The 20,584-nt window shown below is 58.2% G+C and carries 20 protein-coding genes; all 20 read left to right on the top strand.

Annotated features, from left to right (window positions below; translation table 11 throughout):
- The first annotated feature begins 71 nt into the window (after positions 1-71).
- Positions 72-1,748, top strand: a complete 1,677-nt coding sequence (locus ACR0EV_RS05035; protein ID WP_480799074.1) for a cytochrome D1 domain-containing protein — start codon at positions 72-74, stop codon at positions 1,746-1,748.
- 125 nt (positions 1,749-1,873) lie between these two features.
- Positions 1,874-3,658, top strand: coding sequence for a NapC/NirT family cytochrome c (locus tag ACR0EV_RS05030; protein WP_480799073.1), 1,785 nt, complete (start codon positions 1,874-1,876; stop codon positions 3,656-3,658).
- Between the two features lie 56 nt (positions 3,659-3,714).
- Entirely contained in the window at positions 3,715-4,116 is a 402-nt protein-coding gene (locus tag ACR0EV_RS05025; RefSeq protein ID WP_480799072.1) for a cupredoxin domain-containing protein, read from the top strand.
- Positions 4,117-4,303: 187 nt separating this feature from the next.
- Entirely contained in the window at positions 4,304-5,065 is a 762-nt protein-coding gene (gene cobA, locus ACR0EV_RS05020) for a uroporphyrinogen-III C-methyltransferase (RefSeq protein WP_480799071.1), read from the top strand.
- Positions 5,058-5,441, top strand: coding sequence for a c-type cytochrome (locus ACR0EV_RS05015; RefSeq protein ID WP_480799070.1), 384 nt, complete (start codon positions 5,058-5,060; stop codon positions 5,439-5,441). The genes cobA and ACR0EV_RS05015 overlap by 8 nt, the downstream gene beginning before the upstream one ends.
- Positions 5,438-6,583 (top strand): cytochrome D1 domain-containing protein, encoded by a 1,146-nt coding sequence (locus tag ACR0EV_RS05010; RefSeq protein WP_480799069.1) that lies wholly within the window; start codon positions 5,438-5,440, stop codon positions 6,581-6,583. Before ACR0EV_RS05015 ends, ACR0EV_RS05010 begins: the two co-directional genes overlap by 4 nt.
- 3 nt (positions 6,584-6,586) lie before the next feature.
- Positions 6,587-7,576 (top strand): siroheme decarboxylase subunit beta, encoded by a 990-nt coding sequence (gene ahbB / locus ACR0EV_RS05005; RefSeq protein ID WP_480799068.1) that lies wholly within the window; start codon positions 6,587-6,589, stop codon positions 7,574-7,576.
- A complete protein-coding gene (locus ACR0EV_RS05000; protein ID WP_480799067.1) occupies positions 7,573-8,022 on the top strand; it encodes an Lrp/AsnC family transcriptional regulator in 450 nt (149 codons plus the stop codon). Before ahbB (ACR0EV_RS05005) ends, ACR0EV_RS05000 begins: the two co-directional genes overlap by 4 nt.
- A complete protein-coding gene (ahbB, locus tag ACR0EV_RS04995; protein WP_480799066.1) occupies positions 8,019-8,501 on the top strand; it encodes a siroheme decarboxylase subunit beta in 483 nt (160 codons plus the stop codon). Before ACR0EV_RS05000 ends, ahbB (ACR0EV_RS04995) begins: the two co-directional genes overlap by 4 nt.
- Before the next feature lie 3 nt (positions 8,502-8,504).
- Positions 8,505-9,719, top strand: a complete 1,215-nt coding sequence (gene nirJ / locus ACR0EV_RS04990) for a heme d1 biosynthesis radical SAM protein NirJ (RefSeq protein ID WP_480799065.1) — start codon at positions 8,505-8,507, stop codon at positions 9,717-9,719.
- Positions 9,694-11,319, top strand: coding sequence for a cytochrome D1 domain-containing protein (locus ACR0EV_RS04985; RefSeq protein ID WP_480799064.1), 1,626 nt, complete (start codon positions 9,694-9,696; stop codon positions 11,317-11,319). The genes nirJ and ACR0EV_RS04985 overlap by 26 nt, the downstream gene beginning before the upstream one ends.
- Positions 11,276-11,539: a hypothetical protein gene (locus ACR0EV_RS04980; RefSeq protein ID WP_480799063.1), complete on the top strand. Its 264-nt coding sequence runs from the start codon at positions 11,276-11,278 to the stop codon at positions 11,537-11,539. The genes ACR0EV_RS04985 and ACR0EV_RS04980 overlap by 44 nt, the downstream gene beginning before the upstream one ends.
- Positions 11,540-11,627: 88 nt before the next feature.
- Positions 11,628-12,092, top strand: coding sequence for a DUF2946 family protein (locus ACR0EV_RS04975; protein WP_480799062.1), 465 nt, complete (start codon positions 11,628-11,630; stop codon positions 12,090-12,092).
- Positions 12,093-12,136: 44 nt separating this feature from the next.
- Complete coding sequence (locus ACR0EV_RS04970; protein ID WP_480799572.1) at positions 12,137-14,260, top strand: 4Fe-4S binding protein; 2,124 nt, start codon at positions 12,137-12,139, stop codon at positions 14,258-14,260.
- Positions 14,261-14,277: 17 nt separating this feature from the next.
- Positions 14,278-16,185, top strand: coding sequence for a TAT-dependent nitrous-oxide reductase (gene nosZ, locus ACR0EV_RS04965; RefSeq protein WP_480799061.1), 1,908 nt, complete (start codon positions 14,278-14,280; stop codon positions 16,183-16,185).
- A 3-nt stretch (positions 16,186-16,188) separates the two neighbouring features.
- Positions 16,189-17,445 (top strand): nitrous oxide reductase family maturation protein NosD, encoded by a 1,257-nt coding sequence (locus tag ACR0EV_RS04960; protein ID WP_480799060.1) that lies wholly within the window; start codon positions 16,189-16,191, stop codon positions 17,443-17,445.
- Positions 17,435-18,328, top strand: a complete 894-nt coding sequence (locus tag ACR0EV_RS04955; RefSeq protein ID WP_480799059.1) for an ABC transporter ATP-binding protein — start codon at positions 17,435-17,437, stop codon at positions 18,326-18,328. The genes ACR0EV_RS04960 and ACR0EV_RS04955 overlap by 11 nt, the downstream gene beginning before the upstream one ends.
- Complete coding sequence (locus tag ACR0EV_RS04950) at positions 18,325-19,146, top strand: ABC transporter permease (protein WP_480799058.1); 822 nt, start codon at positions 18,325-18,327, stop codon at positions 19,144-19,146. Before ACR0EV_RS04955 ends, ACR0EV_RS04950 begins: the two co-directional genes overlap by 4 nt.
- On the top strand, positions 19,143-19,658 hold the full coding sequence (locus tag ACR0EV_RS04945) for a nitrous oxide reductase accessory protein NosL (protein ID WP_480799057.1): 516 nt from the start codon (positions 19,143-19,145) through the stop codon (positions 19,656-19,658). Before ACR0EV_RS04950 ends, ACR0EV_RS04945 begins: the two co-directional genes overlap by 4 nt.
- A complete protein-coding gene (locus ACR0EV_RS04940; protein ID WP_480799056.1) occupies positions 19,655-20,551 on the top strand; it encodes an FAD:protein FMN transferase in 897 nt (298 codons plus the stop codon). Before ACR0EV_RS04945 ends, ACR0EV_RS04940 begins: the two co-directional genes overlap by 4 nt.
- The last annotated feature ends 33 nt before the right edge of the window (positions 20,552-20,584 follow it).

Below are 20,584 nucleotides of genomic sequence, written 5' to 3'. Positions count from 1 at the left end.
TTTGGTCAAGGATGACACCCCGGTGATGTCGCAGTCTCTGTCGTGCCTCACCACGCAAATGGAGAGTGATCATGTCACTTGGAATCAGCTACAACAAAACTGGCCGCGCATTGGGGGTCGGGTTGGCAATGTTGTTGGGCAGCGTCGCTGCTCCAACCTTTGCCGAAGAGCCAACTCTCAGCAAGGAAGCTTTTGAATCTTCGAAACAACTGTACTTTGAACGCTGCGCCGGGTGTCACGGCGTATTGCGCAAAGGGGCAACAGGTAAAAGCCTTGAGCCCATGGTTGAAACGAAAAATGCCGATGGCACCGTCACCGAATCCGGCACTCTGAAACTGGGTCAGGAGCGGCTTGAAAAAATTATCGCCTGGGGAACCGAAGGCGGGATGAACAACTTCTCGGACGTTATGACCGAGGACGAAATCCGCGATATGGCGACATATATCCAGATGGAGCCACCCAAGCCCCCGGAAATGTCGCTTGAGCAGATGATGGCGACCCGCAAGGTCTATGTCGAACCAGAAGACTACCCAACCGAGCCGCTACATGGTCGTAATTGGGAAAACTTCTTCGTGGTTATCGAACGTGACGTGGGCAAAGTGGCCGTGATCGACGGTGACACAAAGGAAGTTCTGGCGCACATCCCGACAGGCTACGCCGTGCACGTTCTGAAAGCCTCGGAGCACCATAAACTGGAAGAGCCGGAAAACCCGGGCCGCTTCTGGTATACCATGGGCCGCGACGGCAAGATGACCAAGATCGACCTGTGGCAAAACCCTGAGAATATGCTCGTGGCCGAGGTCAAGATTGCTTATGACGCTCGCGACGTGGCCGTATCCGGCGATGGTAAATACGTCATTGGCGGTGGTTACTGGCCCCCTCACTTCGCCATTGTTGACGCCGAAACCATGGAGCCGAAAAAGGTTGTTTCAACCCGCGGTGTGAACGTGGATGGTGACTATGTGGAAGAAAGCCGTGTGGCAGCCATTTACACCACCCCGAACGAGCCGACATGGATCGTCGCTGTTAAAGAGCTCGGCCAGCTTTGGCAGGTCGACTATACCGATCTGGATAATCTGCGGATCGACAAGATCGACAGCGCCAAGTTCTTGCATGACGGGTTCTTTGACCCATCCGGCCGTTTCTTCCAGATCGCTGCCAACGCATCGAACAAGATGGTTGTCGTGGACACCCAGACCCACAAATTGGAAGCCATGATCGACACCGCGCCGTTGCCACACCCTGGACCGGGTGCCAACTGGGACGACCCGAACTGTGGTCCTGTTGCCGGGACAACCCACCTGGGTGAAGGCACGGTTACAGTGTGGGGTAACGACCCCGAAGGTCACCCGGATCAAGCGTGGAAAACCTGCTATGAGGTGGAAACCGACGGACCCGGTCTGTTCATCCGAACACACCCAACCTCGGACTACATCTGGGCAGACCAGACCAAGCACCCTGAGCCTGAAATTCAGCAATCGGTGCAGGTCATCGACAAGGCAACCGGTGAGATCGTGAAAACGATCCAGATCACCGAAGAGGAAGGCAACGTCGCCGTCCACTTCGAGTTCAACCAAGACGGATCTGAAGTTTGGGTTTCTAAATGGAACCGCTCGACCTCGAAAGAACCGAACGGTGAGATCGTGATCTTCGACGCCAAGACGCTGGAAGAGATTGGCCGCGTGAAGGGTCTGTTTGCGCCGACCGGCAAGTTCAACGTCTACAACCGGTCGAACCACGTCACCTGACGCGTTTGGACCCAAACACCGGAAAGGGCGGGCCCCTCGCCCGTCCTTTCCTCGTTTGACGGCACAGCCCAACTCACCGGCCTACCACCCAGGGCCAGAATACAAATCCAAAACGGAGCCTGGATATGACCTCCGAACCGGAAAAGAAAAAACCGATCTGGCGACGGTATTTCCTGTGGGGAATGCCTGTGGCCGGAATTGCTGCGGCATTTGCAGGCGGCATCATCTTCTGGGGCGGGTTCAACACCGTCGTTGAAGCCACTAACACAGAGCCGTTTTGCCTCTCGTGCCACGAAATGCGTGACTATGTCTACGAGGAGTACAAAGGCACGATTCACGATGTGAACCGCTCTGGTGTGGGGGCTGTGTGCTCAGATTGTCACGTGCCCAAGGACTGGACACACAAGATGATCCGCAAGGTCAAAGCCACGAAAGAGCTGTATGGCAAGGCGGTTGGTACCATCAGCACGCCCGAAAAGTTTGAAGCCAAGCGTATTCATCTGGCTATGAACGAATGGGAACGGATGAAGGCATCTGATTCACGCGAATGTCGAAACTGTCACGATTTTGAATCGATGATGCCGGAATTTCAGAAACCCCGCGCGCGTCAGCAACACCTGAACGCGATGGAAACCGGCCAGACTTGTATCGACTGTCATAAGGGGATCGCACACTCGAATATCCGCGATCGCGCCAGCGATGAATACCTGGAAGAGCTTGAGGCCCCAAACCCGGCCTTCATCCGCCCGATTCCACCAGAATACCTTGCCAGTCTCGAAAAAATCGAAGCCCAGGAAGCTGCTGAAGCTGAGGCGGAAAAAGCGGCCAAGAAAGCTCAGCAGGAAGCGGTTCAGGCTCAGATCGCAGCGGCTGTTGACGCGGCCGTAGCGGAAGAGCGCGCCAAAGCAGCCGGTGAAGAAGCCGCAGCCCCTTCAGGCGGCGGCGGAGACGTGGCAACCAACATCGACTGGAACGCGGTTGCCAGTGCGGATTTGAAACTGTTCTATCCTGGTCAGGCTTCCTTTGAGTGGGTCCAGAATGGCAAGTTTCACGGTGGTGCTCGGCCTTTGACCAAAGGGGGCGATCAGTGCACCACGTGCCATGCGAAAGAACTGGACGCGATTGGCAACAAAATTGTTGCGGGCGGAGACCTTGAACCTACTCCAATCCCTGGCAAGCGGGGTGTGATTGACGCTACCGTTCAGGCTGCACATGACAATGAAAACATCTACGTCCGCCTGCAATGGCCGGATGCTGGCCACAACCCTGTCCCGTTTGTTGACGGCGGCAAGATGGATCCCGACAACCAGATCAAAGTGGCCATGATGATCACCGGCACCGGTATTGAGCTGGGTGAGCAGGTTGGATGCTGGGCCTCTTGCCACGCGGACAACTCTTACATGCCGTTTGATCCGGGCGCCGAGGCGATTGCTGCCAATGGTGACGTAGCTGGTCGCCTGAATGTGCAGGACACCGTGACTAAGTACATAAGCGAAAGCCGGACCGAGGTCGAAGTCAAAGGCCGCCGTGGCAAGGCGCTGGGTGGCTGGGACAAGCTGCAGGCTGCAGAACAGATCGAGCAGTACCTGGCCGACGGCACCTATCTTGACCTGATGCGCGTTTATGCGGACGGCAGTGCCACTAACGGCTACTTGCTGGAACAGCGTGTGGTCAATGAGGGTGAAATCGCCGCTTCGGCCGAACTGTCTGGTGGCAATTGGACCGTGGTCTTTACGCGCCCGCTGAACTCAGGTGCGCCCGGCGATGTGGCACTGGAAGCAGGCCAGACCTATACCGTTGGCTTTGCGATCCACGATGACTTTGCAGCCGCACGGTTCCACCACGTCACGCTGGATACCAGCCTCGCACTGGATGACGACAACGCTTTCATCAACGTGGTCAAACAATAACGGATCGGGGCCGGTTCATCCGGCACCCGTCATTTTTTGGAAAGGAGTCATGGATTATGAAGCCCCAACGCCTTCTTCCCGCGCTGCTGCTACTGGCCGCGCCCGCCTGGGCGGATGAAACCGTCGAACTGTGTGCCGAAGCAGAAGACCGTTATGTCGAGCTGTTTGGTCAGCCCTCATCCACCGTCGAGGACGCCGAGGTGGTGCTGATGCATAAATATAATTTTTGCCCTTTTGAGCTGACCGTGAAGGCGGGCACAACTGTTCGTTGGGTCAACGTGGACAAACGCACCAGTCATTCGGTTCTACTGAAAGACGGCAGCGAACCCGAAAGCGACCGTTTGTTCCCAGAAGAATCCGTTGATCTGACGTTTCTCACACCCGGCCCGCAGGAATATCTATGCGGTCCGCATTGGGAAACACAGAACATGATCGGAATGATCACCGTCGAACCCTAAAGCAATAAAATACAGGCAAGAAAACAGGAGCGCAGGCGCAAATCCCGCGCTCCTTAACTTATGTCAAGGAGGTCGGTTTGCGATTGCGCCAACTTGCTCTCATGACACGCCCGGCAAGCCCAGCGACGTCCCGTTTACGCAAGGCAGATCCGGGTTTCGATGACATTCAGACCAAGCGAGTTTGCACATGAGCGGTAAGGTTTTTCTGATTGGCGCAGGCCCTGGCGATCCCGAGCTGATGACCCTGCGCGCACTACGGATGCTGCAAGAAGCAGATGTGGTGGTTTATGATCGGTTAGTGTCTGCCGACATTCTAAATTTGCATAACGAAGACGCTCGGCTAATCCCGGTTGGCAAAGCGCCTAAATGCCACACGGTTCCACAAGACCGCATTAATGAAATCCTGCTTGAAGAAGCCCGCGCCGGGCACACGGTTGCTCGTCTGAAAGGCGGCGACCCTATGATTTTTGGTCGCGGCTCAGAAGAAGCGGCTTTTCTGATGGCCCGCGGTGTTGCTGTCGAATACGCGCCGGGCATTACGGCGGCACAGGGTGCGTCCGCTTCAACCGGCGTTCCGCTAACCCATCGCGGGCTGGCTACGTCAGTGCAGTATGTCACCGGGCACCGTCAGGCCGACAAAGTGCTGGACCTCGACTGGAAACGTCTGGCCGATCCGGGCTCGACGCTGGTGGTCTATATGGGTGTCGCCAACATAGGCCAGATCGCCATGGGCCTGATGACCGAGAACCTTCCCGGCTCGACACCGGTTCTTGCGGTCGGAAAGGCGACCACGCCGGATGAGTGCCGCATGATTTCAAGGCTGGACCAATTGGCCACCGACGTGCGCGAGGCTGGTTTGAAAGCACCCACGCTCTTCATCATTGGCAAGGTTGTCTCGCTTTACGCGGAACGCCCCGTGGCCGAGCTTTTGGAGCAAGCCCATGGCTAAATTTGGACGTAGACCAAGTGCAACCAACGATGCCGTCGCGCAGAGCCCGACGGTACGTCGGCATTCAGCGCATTCGGTGCTGTTAACAACGGTCGTTCTTATTGCGACGTCAGCCTTCGCGGCCGACACGCTTGACCCCGATGCCTTGAAGCGTCTTGTGCATCAGGATTGCGGGTCTTGCCACGGGTTGTCATTGAAGGGCGGTCTTGGCCCCGACCTGCGCAGTAAGACGCTGGATCACTACGATGCGGACGTTCTGACTGGCGTCATCCTAGACGGCATCCCCGACACCGCGATGCCCCCCTGGCGGCCCCTGATAAGCGAGGAAGAGGCCGAATGGATTGCCCGTTACCTGCTGGAACAGGAGGCACAATGAAACACCTTGTACTTGGCCTTGCAGCCTCATTGATGTTGACTACCGCACACGCCGAACCGACAGCGACCGGAGATCTTGGTCTGGTGATCGAACGCGCCAAAGGATCGGTCCTTTTGGTCGATCAATCCGACCGAGCGGCTCTGGCCCGTATCGAAGGCTTGGGCGATTTGTCCCATGCCTCTTTGGTCTATTCGCCTGATGAACGCTTTGCATACGTCTTTGGCCGTGATGGCGGGCTGACCAAGGTTGACATCGTCACCCGCCAGATCGTGAACCGAGTGGTTCAAGCGGGCAACGCCATTGGCGGTGCTATCTCAGATGACGGTACACTTGTCGCTGTGTCGAATTATGAACCCGGTGGTGTGCGCGTGTTTGATGCGGACACGTTGGAAATGGTCGCAGACATCCCCACCGACAGCAAAACCATCGGTCTTGTGGACGCGCCGGGGCGTCGGTTTGTCTTCACCATGTGGGATACAGGCGAGACATGGATTGCCGACTTCGCCAACGGTGAGCCAACAATCACCAAAATCCCCGATATGGGCAAGAACCCCTATGACGCGCTGATCACCGCCAATGGCCGCACCTATATCACCGGCTTGTTTGGCGAAGACGGGCTAACCGCGCTTGATCTATGGGCCGACACTCCGGAGCCCATCCGTGTGCTACCTGACTATGGGCGCGGGCAAGAGGAAATGCCTGTTTACAAGATGCCCCATCTGGAAGGCTGGGCGTTGACCGGGCGCGAATTCGTGTTGCCTGCGGTTGGTCATCACGAAGTGCTCTGGGTGGATGCTGACACTTTGTCCGAAACCGGGCGAACCAAAACGCACGGTCAGCCGGTTTTTGCTATGGCGCGCCCGGACGGGCGGCAAGTCTGGGTCAATTTCGCCCACCCGTTGAACGATACCATTCAAGTGATCGACAGTGTCAGCAAAGAGATCATCCACGAATTCAAGCCCGGCCCTGCGGTATTGCATATGGAATTCACACCGCGCGGACATGAGGTCTGGATCAGCGTACGCGACGCTAACAAGGTGATGGTCTACGATACGCAAACGTTTGAGAAGCTGCGCGAAATTGATGCCGACAGCCCTTCGGGCATCTTCTTCACGGCCCGCGCGCACAAAACGGGGCTTTGACGGATGCAGCATATTACCGACCCAATCGATTGCCGCCTGTTGGACGACTTTCAGCGCGATTTCCCGATCACAGATCGCCCTTTTCAGGTGTTGGGAGACGCGCTGGGGCTGGACGAAACCGAAGTACTTGACCGTCTGACACGGATGCGTGCCACCGGTCGCATCACGCGGGTTGGCGCAACCATCACGCCCGGCGCAGTCACAGCGAGCACTCTCGCGGCCGTGTCCGCTCCGGAAAACCGGCTGGAAGAGGTTGCCGCCCTGATCGATGCCGAACCTGGGGTGAACCACAATTACCAGCGTGAAGATGCCTGGAACCTCTGGTTTGTCGCAACAGGCCCGGACCGCGAACATGTCAACGAGACGCTGGCGCGGATCAGCCGGGCCTCGGGCTTGCGGGTGCTGGACTTGCGGCTGGTCCGCCCGTTCAACGTGGATCTTGGGTTTCGCATGACTGCTGGCGCCAAGAATGTTCCTAGAGCGCGCAAAGTCGACGCATCGGCCATGCGCGACGGGGATCGTTGTTTGCTGCAGACACTCAGCTCGGGACTAACTCTGGTCGCGGAGCCCTATGAGGCTCTGGCCAGTTCATTGAACCGGAACGTGGATGATGTGATGGCCCGGATCGTCGCCTTGCACGCCGCTGGCATCATTTCTCGGCTCGGCGTTATCGTGCGCCACCGGGCACTGGGTTGGTCCGCCAATGCAATGGTTGTTTGGGATTTGCCCGCGGAACAAATTGACACTGCCGGTCCGGCGCTGGCTGCCTATCCCGGTGTCACGCTATGCTACGAACGCAATCCGGTTGAAGATGTCTGGCCCTATCGCCTCTATTCGATGATCCACGCCCGGACACGAAATGAGGCTCTGGACGTGCTGGCTGGCGCGATGGAGCTGCCCGAACTGGCTGGCGCGCGGAACAAGGTGCTGTTTTCGACCCGCTGTTTCAAGCAGACAGGAGCGTTGATTCAAGCGCGGGAGGTTGCCGCATGACTCTCGAAGACAAAGACCGCGCGATCCTGAACCGCATGCAGGACGATCTGCCGCTCACCTCACACCCTTATGCCGTTGTGGCCAAAGAGCTTGGCCTGTCCGAAACCGAGTTGCTGGACCGGCTGACGCACATGAAGGAAGCCCGCGTCATCACACGTTTTGGCCCGTTTTTCGACGCTGCCGCCATGGGTGGGGCTTTCTGCCTGTGCGCCATGGCCGTTCCGGCTGAAAATTTCGAAACCGTCCTGACCAAAGTCAATGCACATCCGGAGGTCGCCCATAATTATGAACGTACGCACCGGCTGAACATGTGGTTCGTGCTGGCCACCGAAACACCCGAGGGGATCAGGGCCGCTGCCGATGCCATCGAACGGGAAACGGGGATCCAGGTTCTCCGTTTCCCCAAACTCCAGGAATTTTTCATTGGCTTCCGGGTGGCAGCATGATCGATGCAACCGACAGACAGATAATCGAGGCGTTGCAAGGGGGATTGCCCCTGACCCCGACGCCGTATGCGCAGGTTGCCAATGATCTTGGGCTACAGGAAACCGATCTGCTCGAACGGTTGTCAGCCCTGAAAGCACGCGGTGTGATCCGCCGCATTGCTGCGGCCCCCAATCACTACAAACTTGGCATGACATCGAACGGCATGACTGTTTGGGATGTGGACGATGCCAGCATCACCAAGTTGGGTGCCCAGATCGGTGCCCTGCCCTTTGTGACCCATTGTTATGAACGGCCCCGCGCCCTGCCCGATTGGCCATATAACCTGTTTGCTATGGTGCATGGTGCCAACCCTGATGAGGTTGAACAAAAGCGTGCCGAAATCGCCGCAATTCTGGGTGATGCCTGCCGGGCCAAAGACATCCTCTATTCCACGCGTATCCTGAAAAAGACCGGGCTGCGCCTGAAAAAGAAAGGCTGAGACATGTTCCGCCTGACAGAATACATGCACCAGCTGGTCACCCCGACTCCGGTGCGCAAACGCCGCACCGGCCCAGTGAAACCTGTGGTGATCTGGAACCTGACACGACGCTGCAATCTGAAATGCCGCCATTGCTATACCGTCTCGGCGGATGTGGCGTTCCCCGGTGAGCTCAGCCATGAGCAAGCCATGGTAACCCTTGAGGATCTTGGCCAGTTTCGCGTCCCGGCCTTGATCCTCTCGGGTGGGGAACCGCTTGACCGGTTCGATTTCTTTGACATCGCCAAACGCGCCCGTGATCTGGTGCCGATGCTCGCTTTGTCGACCAACGGCACGCGGATTTACGAGGAAACCGCCGACATGATTGCCGATGTGGGGTTCAACTATGTGGGCATCTCGCTGGATGGAATTGGAGCGACGAATGACTGGTTTCGTGGCGTCGAGGGCGCTTTTGCCGACGCCTTGCGTGGCGTGCGAGAGTGTAAAAAACGCGGCATCAAGGTCGGCCTGCGTTTTTGCCTGACCGAAGGCACGCAGCATCACCTGCCGGACCTGCTGCAAATGTGTGACGATGAAGGCGTTGACAAATTTTACCTGTCGCACCTCGTCTATGCCGGGCGCGGTGACAAGAACCGGGGTGAGGACGCCGAACACCAGCGCACCCGCAAGGGATTGGACCTGTTGTTGGAGCGCGCATGGGAAGCGGCCTCGGGTGGGCGACCGCTGGATATCGTGACTGGCAACAATGACGCCGATGCTGGGTATTTCCTGAACTGGATCCGCGCGCATTTCGATGCCGAGAAGGCTGCGCATGTCCGCGCGCATTTGTCTGCGTGGGGTGGGAATTCCAGCGGTTTGGGCGTCGCGAACATCGACAATCTGGGCCGGGTTCATCCCGACACCTATTGGTCCGATTACACGGTCGGCAATGTGAAAACCAAACCGTTCTCTGAGCTTTGGACCAGCGATGACCCGATGCTGGCCATGCTACGCACCCGCCCCCGCCCCTTGAAGGGCCGCTGCGGCGCATGTGAACTGAAGGACGTCTGCGGTGGCAACACGCGTATTCGCGCCTTGCAACTGACCGGTGATCCCTGGGCCGAAGATCCGGCTTGTTACCTGTCAAACGAAGAAATTGGTGTGGACGATGCAGGAGAACGCCTGCGGGTCACACCGTTCCGAGGGAAAAGCCATGATCCGGCGCATCAGTTCTTTTGATAACCCGTTCCTGTTCCAGCAAATCGTGCCGCCTGTGAAGCCTGCGGGAGCCTCCGGCGGGAGTATTTGGAAAAAGATGAAGATCGGGCTGATGTGTTCCGTTCTGAGCTTTGGCGTGGCATGGGCTGATGCGCCCTCGGATTACGCTGAACACTGCGCTTCATGCCACGGCGAAAACCGATTGGGCGGCGTTGGGCCCGCTTTGATCCCTGAGACGTTAAAGCGGATGCGGGGGCCGCGTGTTGCTGCGGTGATCGCCGAGGGCCGCGCGGCGACGCAGATGCCCGCGTTTTCACATGAGCTTGACGCGTTGCAGATCGAGGAACTGGCGGGGTGGCTGAAATCTCCGCTCGAGAGCGACCCGGAATGGGGTGAAGCTGACATCATGGCCAGCCGTATTCTGGACCAGGATCCCACCCCGGTCGAAGCACCCGTGTGGGATAGCGACCCGATGAACATCACGCTGGCGGTTGAGACCGGCGATCACCACGTCAGTGTTCTGGATGGTGACACGTTTGAAGTGCTGGACAGATTCGAGACCCCCTTTGCCGTTCATGGTGGCCCAAAGTTCAGCCCCGATGGCCGGTATGTTTTCATCATGTCACGTGATGGCTGGGTCCAAAAATACGATATCTGGGCATTGAAGCAGGTGGGGCGCGTACGCGCCGGCCTCAACAGCCGCAACATCGCAATGTCAGGCGACGGCAAATGGGTGGCCGTGGCAAATTACCTGCCCAACAGCCTGACCCTGCTGTCGACGGAGGACCTGTCGGTCGCAACCGTCATTGAAGTCAAAAGCAAGAAAGGTGTGCCCAGCCGGGTGTCCGCAGTCTATCAGGCACCGCCAAGGGAGAGCTTTGTTTTGGCCCTGAAAGACGTGCCCGAAATCTGGGAAGTGTTCTATGGGGACAACCCGCCGCAATTTGGTATCGGGCATGATTTCCGCATTGAAGGGCAGTTCAAGAATCCCAACCCCTTCCCTGTACGTAAGATCACAACGCCCGACTACCTGGACGATTTCTTTTTCGACCAGAGCTATGAGTTTGTCATGGGGGCGTCACGTGACGGCAAAGGCGGTCAGGTGATTGATCTGGTGATCGGGCACAAGGTGGCCGATCTTGCTCTGCCGGGTATGCCGCATCTTGGGTCCGGCATCACATGGAAGCACGGCGATACGACCGTGATGGCCACCCCTCATCTGACCAATGGCACCGTGTCTGTGATTGACATGGAAAGCTGGGAAACCATCAAGCGGATCAAGACCGAGGGGCCCGGATTCTTCATGCGTAGCCATGAAAACTCACCATACGTCTGGGCCGACGTTTTCTTTGGCCCGAATAAAGACGCCATGCATGTGATCGACAAGCAGAGCCTTGAAATCGTGAAAACTCTGCGCCCCGCGCCAGGTAAAACCGTGGCTCATGTGGAGTTCACCAAGGATGGTAGCCATGCGCTGGTTTCGATCTGGGAAGATGATGGCGCGGTGATCGTCTATGACGCGCAAACGCTGGAAGAGGTCCGCCGCCTACCAATGCGCAAACCGTCTGGAAAGTACAATGTCTGGAACAAAATCACCTTCTCGGAAGGCACCAGTCACTGACGGCAAATGGCCGGTTTGGAAACTCGCCATTCTGCTCTATCCCGCCACGGCACTGACCGTGGCCATCAATCTGTTTTTGCTGGGCCTAATTTTACACAGTGCTGGTTTCGGAGCGATTGAACCTGTTCCCGCACTTCTGTGGTCCGTCCCTTTAGGCATTCCGGCGACATGGCTGGCAGGGCGCTGGGTACGCGGATTGATGGACGAGGCAGACGGCTGAGCGAAAAACCTGCCTGCCTAACGAAAGTCAAGTATCGGAAAGAGAGAATCCCATACGGTTCAGGAAAGACTTCCGAGTTGGATTCTCCATGTCCGCCTATCAATTTCTCCACATCCTCCCTGACCGCGTCTTCCGCGCGGCGTGTGGATTGGCGGGCATCCTTCTTCTGTTGTTACAAATGCTTGCTCCGGCGCTGGCGAGTCCCGGGCAAAGCATGTGGGTGGAGATCTGCTCGGAGGCAGGCGCGGTTTGGGTTGAGGTTGACCTTGAGGAGGAAAACACCGATCCAACCGCGCCCTGCCCCAAATGTGCCGACTGCGCACTTTGCGCGGTCACATCTGCAGGACCCGTGCCAGACGCTCTGCTGCTGGTCACAGACCGCAACGAGCATGTTGTCCGCGTTTTGCATGCGAGTCTGTGTGGTGTGTACAGTTCGAAAGGACTGTGGCCTGAAACCCGAGGCCCCCCGTTAGCGACCCTAGAAGAATCTGAACGCGCCCTGCGCGCGTCCATGGCGTCCACCCAAGTAACCGGAGGTGCGCCGTGGTCGTAAGTCGCGCAATCCATTTCCTGCTGGCTGTTTTTCTGTCCTGCCTGATGCCCATCAGCGCTCATGCGGACAGCCTGGCCAGTTTCCTGCCTGAAATTGAACCCGCCAATCTGGCCCCCGGTGCCGATGCCTTTGGTCCGGTGCGCGATGACATTCCGGTTGCGCCGGTCCTGAAGGATGGCGAGACCATCGCCTGGGCTTTCCTGACATCTGATTTTGTCGGCACGACGGGATATTCCGGCAAACCCATCCATGTTGTGGCCGGCATCGATGAAGAAGCGGTGCTGACTGGCGTTCAACTGGTCAAACACTCGGAACCCATCGTTCTGATCGGTATCCCCAATTCCCGCATGGTTGAGTTGACCGAGGGCTATGCCGGTCTGGACCTGAAGGTCGAGGCCGAAACCGGTGGTGAGGGGCATGACCTCGACATCATCTCAGGCGCGACGGTCACGATCATGGTCATCGACGACAGCCTTGTACGTGGCGGCATCAAGGTCGCGCGCGCGCTGGGGTTGGGCGGGCTGTCTCCGCTTCAGTCGGATGGGCCTAAGCGTGAAGTCGATATGGCGCAAGACACGGTCTATGACTGGACCAGCCTGTCCGGGGACGGATCGGTACGGCGGTTGACGCTGGATATCGGGCAGGTCAATGCGGCGTTTGAAGCAACCGGCGATGAGCGCGCGATCAAACGCCCAGAACCTGGCGAACCCGATGACACCTTCATCGACATGCATATGGCGCTGGTTTCGGTCCCATCGATCGGCAAGTCACTGCTGGGTGAGGCAGAATACCAGAACCTTGTGAATTGGTTGGATGAAGGCGAGCAGGCCATTCTAGTGTTGGGTCGAGGGGCCTACAGCTTCAAAGGGTCGGGTTATGTTCGGGGCGGAATTTTTGACCGGATACAGCTGATCCAAGGCGATGCCTCGGTACGCTTCTTCGACAAGCAACAGCGCCGATTGGGTGCAGTTGCCGCGCCGGATGCGCCGAGTTTCACTGAGCTGGATATCTTCAAGATCCCTGCCGATGCCGAGTTCGATCCGACCGAGCCGTTCCGCCTTCAACTGCTGGTACAGCGCGCGATTGGTGCAGTCGAAAAGACGTTCTTAACGTTCGATCTGGGCTACAAGCTACCGGAACAGTACCTGCTGCCTGTCGCCGCGCCCGTGGTGGTCGACGACGCCACCGGTGAAGCCGCCGCCAAAGCGGCACTGTGGCAGCGTATCTGGAAGGATCGCACCGTCGAGATCGCGATTCTGGGTGTGATGCTGCTGGTTCTGACTGCCACCTTCTTCTTCCAGTTCCACGCCACGATGAACGCACGCGTCTTCTACTGGTTCCGCATCGGATTCCTGACCATGACGCTGTTCTTCATTGGCTGGTACGCCAATGCGCAGCTGAGCGTCGTGAACCTGATGGCGCTAGCGGGCAGCCTGCGAACAGGTTTCTCTTGGGACGCCTTCCTGCTCGACCCACTGGTGTTCATCCAATGGTTCGCCGTGGCCGCTGCGCTGTTGTTCTGGGGTCGTGGGGCCTATTGCGGCTGGCTCTGCCCGTTCGGTGCGCTGCAAGAGCTTACCAACAAGATCGCGCGGGCCTTCAAGGTGCCTCAATGGACCTTGCCATGGGGCTTGAACGAACGCCTTTGGCCCGCAAAGTACATGATTTTCCTTGTGCTTTTTGGCATCAGTTTTGTCTCGATCCCGCTGGCTGAAAAATATGCCGAGGTCGAGCCGTTCAAGACCGCGATCATTCTGAAATTTATGCGCGACTGGCCGTTTGTGGTCTTTGCGCTGGCTCTGCTGGGGATCGGGCTTTTCATCGAACGGTTTTATTGCCGCTACCTCTGCCCGCTGGGCGGAGCGCTGGCGATCCCTGCCCGAATTCGCATGTTCGATTGGCTGCGCCGTTACAAGGATTGCGGCACCCCCTGTCAGACCTGCGCCAACGAATGCCCCGTTCAGGCGATCCACTCCACCGGTGAGATCAATCCGAACGAGTGCGTCACCTGCCTGCATTGTCAGGTGCTCTACCAGTCCGAGGACAAATGTCCCGTCGTTATCCGCCAGTTGAAACGGCGGGCCAAGACAGGGTCGGTCCGGATGAAGACCCCACTCGGACAGCCACCGGCGAACCATCCGAACGCCAAACCGCAATCCGTTTCCTAAAAAAAGGAGGAACGATCATGTCGGAACACGATAAGAAACTGAACATCACACGCCGCGGGATGCTGGGGGCAACCGCCACCGGCGCGGTGATCGCGGGAACGGGTCTGGGTTCAACCCTGATGACTGCGCGCGAAGCCAGTGCTGCCGCGAAGGCGCATTTGGAGCCCGGCGAGTTGGACGAATACTATGGCTTCTGGTCCTCAGGCCAAACCGGTGAGCTGCGCATTCTGGGCGTGCCCTCGATGCGTGAACTGATGCGGGTACCCGTTTTTAACCGCTGCTCGGCCACCGGCTGGGGTCAAACAAACGAGTCTCTGAAGATCTTAACTGAAGGTCTGCTGCCGGAGACTAAGGAATACCTGGCCGCAAACGGCAAGGTCACATATGACAACGGCGACCTGCACCACCCGCATATGTCTTTCACCGATGGCACCTATGACGGCCGCTATCTGTTCATGAACGACAAGGCCAACACCCGCGTGGCCCGTGTGCGCTGCGATGTGATGAAGTGCGACAAGATCATCGAGATCCCGAACGCACATGACATCCACGGCCTGCGCCCGCAGAAATATCCGCGCACCGGCTACATCTTCGCCAATGGTGAGCATGAGGCACCGCTGGTCAATGACGGCCAGATCCTCGACGATCCGTCGCAATACGTGAACATCTTCACCGCCATCGATGGTGATACGATGGAGATCGCATGGCAGGTGATGGTGTCGGGCAACCTGGACAACACCGACTGTGACTATCAGGGCAAATATGCCTTCTCTACCTCGTATAACTCGGAAATGGGTATGAACCTGGCCGAGATGACCGAGAATGAGCTGGACCACGTGGTCGTGTTCAACCTCAAGGCCATTGAAGATGCGGTTGCTGCCGGGAACTTTCAGGAATTGAACGGCGTCAAAGTTGTGGACGGCCGCAAAGAGGCCGGCGGCAACCTGACCCGTTATATCCCGATCCCGAACTCGCCACACGGTGTGAACGCAGCACCCGACAAGAAGCACATCATGATCAATGGCAAGCTGTCGCCGACCGTATCTGTGATTGATGTGGAGAAAGTCGATGCGCTGTTTACTGACAACGCTGATCCACGTTCCGCAATCGTCGCTGAACCGCAGCTGGGTCTCGGCCCGCTTCACACCGCGTTTGACGGGAAGGGCAATGCCTTTACCACCCTGTTCCTGGACAGCCAGGTGGTGAAATGGGACATCGCCAAAGCCATCGAAGCCTATGGAGGAGCGGACGTCGACCCGATCCTCGATAAGGTGGATGTGCAGTATCAGCCCGGTCACAACTCGACCTCGATGGGTGAGACCGCCGAAGCGGATGGCAAGTGGTTGATTTCGATGAACAAGTTCTCGAAAGACCGCTTCCTGAACGTAGGCCCGCTGAAGCCGGAAAACGAGCAGTTGATCGACATCTCGGGCGACAAGATGAAGGTGGTCCATGACGGCCCAACCTTTGCGGAACCGCACGACTCGATCCTTGTGCACCGGTCCAAGGTGAACCCGGTCAATGTCTGGGATCGTAATGACCCGATGTGGGAGGACGCACGCAAACAGGCCGAGGCCGACGGCGTTGATCTGGACGAAGGTGCCGAAGAACCTATCCGGGACGGCAACAAGGTCCGAGTCTACATGACCTCGACCGCGCCTGTCTTCAGCATGGAGAAGTTCACTGTCAAACAGGGGGATGAGGTGACCATCTATGTCACCAACCTGGATGATGTGGATGACGTGACCCACGGGCTTTGCCTGTCGAACTTTGGTATCGCGATGGAAATCGGGCCGCAGGCGACCGCCTCGGTCACCTTCATCGCCGACCGTCCGGGTGTGCACTGGTACTATTGCCAGTGGTTCTGCCACGCGCTGCATATGGAAATGCGCGGCCGGATGTTTGTTGAGCCGCGGAGCGCATAAGCCATGCGTTGGTCCCTGCTCATACCGCTCCTGCTCGGCTCGCCCCTTTGGGCGGCGGACTGGGATGTGCCCAACCGGGCGGGGGCCATCAACGAGATACTGGCGCAGGCGGCGGATGGAGACACCCTCCGCCTGCGCCCCGGTGTTTACACTGAAACGCTGGTTCTGGACCGGCCCGTCACCATTGACGGGCTGGGACAGGCCACGATTGACGGACAGGGCGAAGGCAGCGTCATTACCGTAACCGGGCCTGGTGTGACCGTGCGCGGGCTGACGGTGATCGGGTCGGGCTCGGACCATGACGGGATCGACAGCGGCATTCAGTTGACCAAGACGGCATACGCGCCGGTGGTCGAGGATAACGTGCTGATGGGCAATCTCTACGGCATCGACATTCACGGCGCGAAAGACAGCATCGTACGGCGCAACCGGATCGAAGGACGGCAAGACCGTCACATGAACGCGCGCGGCAACGGTGTTTATGTCTGGAACGCACCGGGTGCAGTGGTTGAAGAAAATGATATAAGGTTCGGCCGCGACGGGATTTTTGTGAATTCGTCGAAGAAGAACACCTTCACCGGCAACCTGTTCCGCGATCTGCGCTTTGCCGTACATTACATGTATGCGGATAATTCGGTGGTCAGCGATAATGTCTCGATCGGTAATGATCTGGGCTACGCGGTAATGTTCACGACCAATGTGACCGTGGCCAACAATGTCTCGATCGGCGACCGCGAGCATGGCGTGATGCTGAACTACGCCAACAAGAGCGTTATCACTGGCAATGTGGTGAAAGGTGCGAAAGAGAAATGCACCTTCCTCTATAACTCGAACAAGAACGAATTCACCGACAACTGGTTCCAAGGGTGCGGCATCGGCATCCATTTTACCGCTGGCAGCGAGCGCAACCGTATCGTTGGCAACTCTTTCATCGGCAACCGGACGCAGGTGAAATACGTCTCGACCAAGTGGGTCGAGTGGTCTGAAGACGGGCGTGGAAACTACTGGTCCGATTTCGCCGCCTTTGACGTGGATGGCAACGGCATTGCCGACGCCCCCTATCGCCCCAACGACTCTATGGACCATGTGCTGTGGACCCAACCCGCAGCCAAATTGCTGCTCGGCTCGCCAGCCGTGCAACTGGTGCGCTGGTCGCAATCGGCCTTCCCGGCCCTACTGCCGGGGGGTGTGATGGACAGCAATCCGCTGATGCAAGCCCCTGAACCCCCAGCTATGAAAAAGGTGCCTCATGACGGATAAGGCCCTGACGATTGACCATGTTCTCAAGGACCGAGGGAAAACCCGCGTTCTTGACGATATCACCCTGTCTCTTGCCCCCGGACAGCGCGTTGCGCTGCTAGGCCATAACGGAGCAGGCAAGTCGACCCTTATCAAATCCATCCTCGGCCTGACGCGGATCCAAGGCGGAGCCATACGGATCGGTGACGCCACGCCCGGCAGCGCGCAAGCGCGGCGCGAGACGGCGTATCTGCCCGAGGCGGTGTCGTTTCATCCCGCCCTGACAGGGCGCGAGCAGTTGACTCTGTTTGCTAAACTGTCCGGCGCGAAGGCCGATGTGCCCGGTCTGCTGGACCGCGTCGGTCTGAGTGACTCTCTGGACCGCCGGATCGGAGCCTATTCCAAGGGGATGCGACAACGTCTGGGTCTGGCGCAGGTGCTGCTGGGCCAGCCGAGTGTGGCGCTGCTGGACGAGCCGACAAGCGGTTTGGACCCGATTTCACGGCAGGATCTTTATGCCATCATCGACGAGCTGGCTGCTCAAGGCACCGCCGTGCTGATTGCATCCCATGCGCTGACCGAGGTCGAGGCCCGCACAGATCGCATCGCCATCATGCGCAAAGGCCGGATGGTCGCCGACGACACGCTGAACAATCTGTCGGCTCTGGCCGGTCTACCGATCCGCTTGAAAGTACGTGCCAGCGCCAACCCTGATGCGCTGGCCGCTGAACTGGGCGGTAACCGGATCAACGGCGCGTCGGTGGAACTGCTCTGTACCCCGGCTGACAAAATGGAAGCCCTGCGCCGCATCGCTGGTATGGGCGACGCAGTGGCGGATGTCGAGATGACGCCACCAAAACTGGAAGACCTCTATCGTCACTATGCACAGGAGGAACTGCAATGACCCGTTTCCTCGCCATCACCCGCACTGAAATGCTGATCCTGCGCCGTAACCGCTGGCTGCTGGTCGCTACGTTGATCATGGTGCTGTTCGCTTTGGCTCTGACTTTTGCGGGCAGCGCGCCCACCGGTACGCTAGGCGTCGACATGCTGACCGTCTCGGTCGCGTCCATGACCACTCTGTCGGTCTATCTTGCGCCGCTATTGGCTCTGATGATTTCCTTCGACGCTATTGCGGGCGATGTGGACCGGGGCAGCCTGTCGCTGCTTTTGTCCTACCCGGCGGGACGTGGAGAAATCCTGTTGGGTAAGTTCACCGCCCATCTGGCTGCGTTGGCCTTCGCCATGACCGTCGGTTTTGGCACCGCTGGCGCAGTGGCCGCTTTCTTTGGCGGCGCAGGACCGGAGAGCCTGATGGCGCTGGCGCGTCTGATCCTCACATCCATCCTGCTGGGCGCCGTCTTTCTGGCGCTGGGATACCTGCTGTCCGCCCTGGCAAAGGGGGCCACGGCGGCGGCGGGTCTGTCGGCCGGGCTCTGGCTGGTTTTTGTCGTCCTCTATGATCTGGGCCTGTTGGGGGCTGTCGTCATGGACAGGGGCGGCAGCTTCACCCAATCCGTCTTTCCATGGGTGATGGTGGCCAACCCGGCTGACGCGTTCCGGCTGTGGAACATTGCCGCGACCGAAGGCGTCGCCATGGCCTCCGGCATGACCGGTGCTGCGCAGGCTTTACCAGTTTGGGCCGCACCTGCCTCACTGTTGATCTGGCCCGTGCTGGCCTTCACGCTTGCGCGGCTGGCGTTCCGGAGGGTTGAGCCATGAAACATCTCGCCCTGATAGCGCTGGTCGCACTGGCGGCTTGCAAGGAAGAAATTGCCGAAGCCCCCGATCCGGTCGACCTAACCCCGGATGCGCTGAGCTATTTCTGCCAGATGAACATTGCCGAGCATGGCGGTCCTAAGGGTCAGATCCATCTGGAAGGCTACCCCGCCCCACTGTTTTTCGCACAGGTGCGTGACATGGTTGCATACCTCAAAAGTCCCGAACGAGATGCAGACATCACGGCTGTATACGTCAGCGACATGGGCGTCGCGCCAAGCTGGCGACAGCCGGGAATTTCGAACTGGATCGCTGCTGATGGCGCGACCTTTGTTGTCGGTGCCAATGTCGCTGGTGGTATGGGCGCACGAGAAGTGGTGCCGTTTTCCGATCCTGCGGACGCCGAATCCTTCATCACTATTTACGGCGGCGCGGCGATGAGCCTGCCGGACATCCCGGATTCCGAAGTGCTTGGTCCTGTTGATCTCGATCTACCGCTGGAGACACCCGTATGACTGCCCTGACTCGCCGTCGTTTTTTGTTCATCTCGGCTGCCTGTTCCGTGTCCGGCCCGGCGTTTGCGTCGGATGCACGGTGGAATGGAACAGCGCTTGGTGCTGCCGCAAGTCTGCGGCTGGTTGGACTATCGGATACGGACGCTGCACCAATCATCAACGCCGTTGAATCCGAGATAGCCCGGTTAGAGGATATTTTCAGCCTCTACCGCCCTGCCTCGCAGCTCTGCCAATTAAACAGGCATGGTACACTGAACGCACCGGCTCCTGAGTTGTTGAGTGTATTGGGCGTATGCACAGCACTGCATCGGGCTTCGGAAGGTGCGTTTGATCCAAGCATTCAACCTCTGTGGTCGGCTATAGCGACACAACCCCCTTCTAAAAATCTGGATGAAGTTCAGCGGCTAATCGGTTGGGAAAATGTCTATTTCGACACTTCAGTGGTGCGCCTGCCTGTGCCCGGTCAATCAGCGCTGACATTGAACGGTATCGCGCAGGGTGCGATTACCGATCGGATCGCTGCACTTCTGCGCGGATTTGGTTTGCGTGATGTTCTGGTAAACATGGGTGAGGTCGCCGCTTTGGGGACAAGAGGCGATGGTACGGCCTGGAACGTCGGGATCGCTGCACCGGATCAAAGAGTGTTGAAAAGCATTTCGTTGCAGAACCGTGCAGTTGCCACATCGTCGTCCTTAGGCTCGGAACTGGGCCCTGGGCTTGGCCACATCATCACCTCAAACGGGCCAGCGCGCGACAACAGGACGGTTTCGATATCAGCCCCAGACGCAAGTCTGGCGGATGGTTTGTCGACGGCGCTTTGTGCCGCTCCATACCGGCAAGCCAACGAAATTGCACGACAGTTTCCCGGTGCCCGGATCGAATTGGACGTATGAAAAGCGCCCCTCAAGTCTCAAGGTGATCAATAA

The organism is Ruegeria sp. CF8 (assembly GCF_056537285.1).
Note: the sequence above shows the minus strand (reverse complement) of the source record. Positions and strands in the feature narration are given on the sequence as shown.

Excerpts from the sequence above, each read along its gene's own strand:
- ACR0EV_RS05035 (WP_480799074.1), top strand. The coding sequence starts at position 72 with ATGTCACTTGGAATCAGCTACAACAAAACTGGCCGCGCATTGGGGGTC.
- ACR0EV_RS05030 (WP_480799073.1), top strand. The coding sequence starts at position 1,874 with ATGACCTCCGAACCGGAAAAGAAAAAACCGATCTGGCGACGGTATTTC.
- ACR0EV_RS05025 (WP_480799072.1), top strand. The coding sequence starts at position 3,715 with ATGAAGCCCCAACGCCTTCTTCCCGCGCTGCTGCTACTGGCCGCGCCC.
- cobA (WP_480799071.1), top strand. The coding sequence starts at position 4,304 with ATGAGCGGTAAGGTTTTTCTGATTGGCGCAGGCCCTGGCGATCCCGAG.
- ACR0EV_RS05015 (WP_480799070.1), top strand. The coding sequence starts at position 5,058 with ATGGCTAAATTTGGACGTAGACCAAGTGCAACCAACGATGCCGTCGCG.
- ACR0EV_RS05010 (WP_480799069.1), top strand. The coding sequence starts at position 5,438 with ATGAAACACCTTGTACTTGGCCTTGCAGCCTCATTGATGTTGACTACC.
- ahbB (WP_480799068.1), top strand. The coding sequence starts at position 6,587 with ATGCAGCATATTACCGACCCAATCGATTGCCGCCTGTTGGACGACTTT.
- ACR0EV_RS05000 (WP_480799067.1), top strand. The coding sequence starts at position 7,573 with ATGACTCTCGAAGACAAAGACCGCGCGATCCTGAACCGCATGCAGGAC.
- ahbB (WP_480799066.1), top strand. The coding sequence starts at position 8,019 with ATGATCGATGCAACCGACAGACAGATAATCGAGGCGTTGCAAGGGGGA.
- nirJ (WP_480799065.1), top strand. The coding sequence starts at position 8,505 with ATGTTCCGCCTGACAGAATACATGCACCAGCTGGTCACCCCGACTCCG.
- ACR0EV_RS04985 (WP_480799064.1), top strand. The coding sequence starts at position 9,694 with ATGATCCGGCGCATCAGTTCTTTTGATAACCCGTTCCTGTTCCAGCAA.
- ACR0EV_RS04980 (WP_480799063.1), top strand. The coding sequence starts at position 11,276 with ATGTCTGGAACAAAATCACCTTCTCGGAAGGCACCAGTCACTGACGGC.
- ACR0EV_RS04975 (WP_480799062.1), top strand. The coding sequence starts at position 11,628 with ATGTCCGCCTATCAATTTCTCCACATCCTCCCTGACCGCGTCTTCCGC.
- ACR0EV_RS04970 (WP_480799572.1), top strand. The coding sequence starts at position 12,137 with ATGCCCATCAGCGCTCATGCGGACAGCCTGGCCAGTTTCCTGCCTGAA.
- nosZ (WP_480799061.1), top strand. The coding sequence starts at position 14,278 with ATGTCGGAACACGATAAGAAACTGAACATCACACGCCGCGGGATGCTG.
- ACR0EV_RS04960 (WP_480799060.1), top strand. The coding sequence starts at position 16,189 with ATGCGTTGGTCCCTGCTCATACCGCTCCTGCTCGGCTCGCCCCTTTGG.
- ACR0EV_RS04955 (WP_480799059.1), top strand. The coding sequence starts at position 17,435 with ATGACGGATAAGGCCCTGACGATTGACCATGTTCTCAAGGACCGAGGG.
- ACR0EV_RS04950 (WP_480799058.1), top strand. The coding sequence starts at position 18,325 with ATGACCCGTTTCCTCGCCATCACCCGCACTGAAATGCTGATCCTGCGC.
- ACR0EV_RS04945 (WP_480799057.1), top strand. The coding sequence starts at position 19,143 with ATGAAACATCTCGCCCTGATAGCGCTGGTCGCACTGGCGGCTTGCAAG.
- ACR0EV_RS04940 (WP_480799056.1), top strand. The coding sequence starts at position 19,655 with ATGACTGCCCTGACTCGCCGTCGTTTTTTGTTCATCTCGGCTGCCTGT.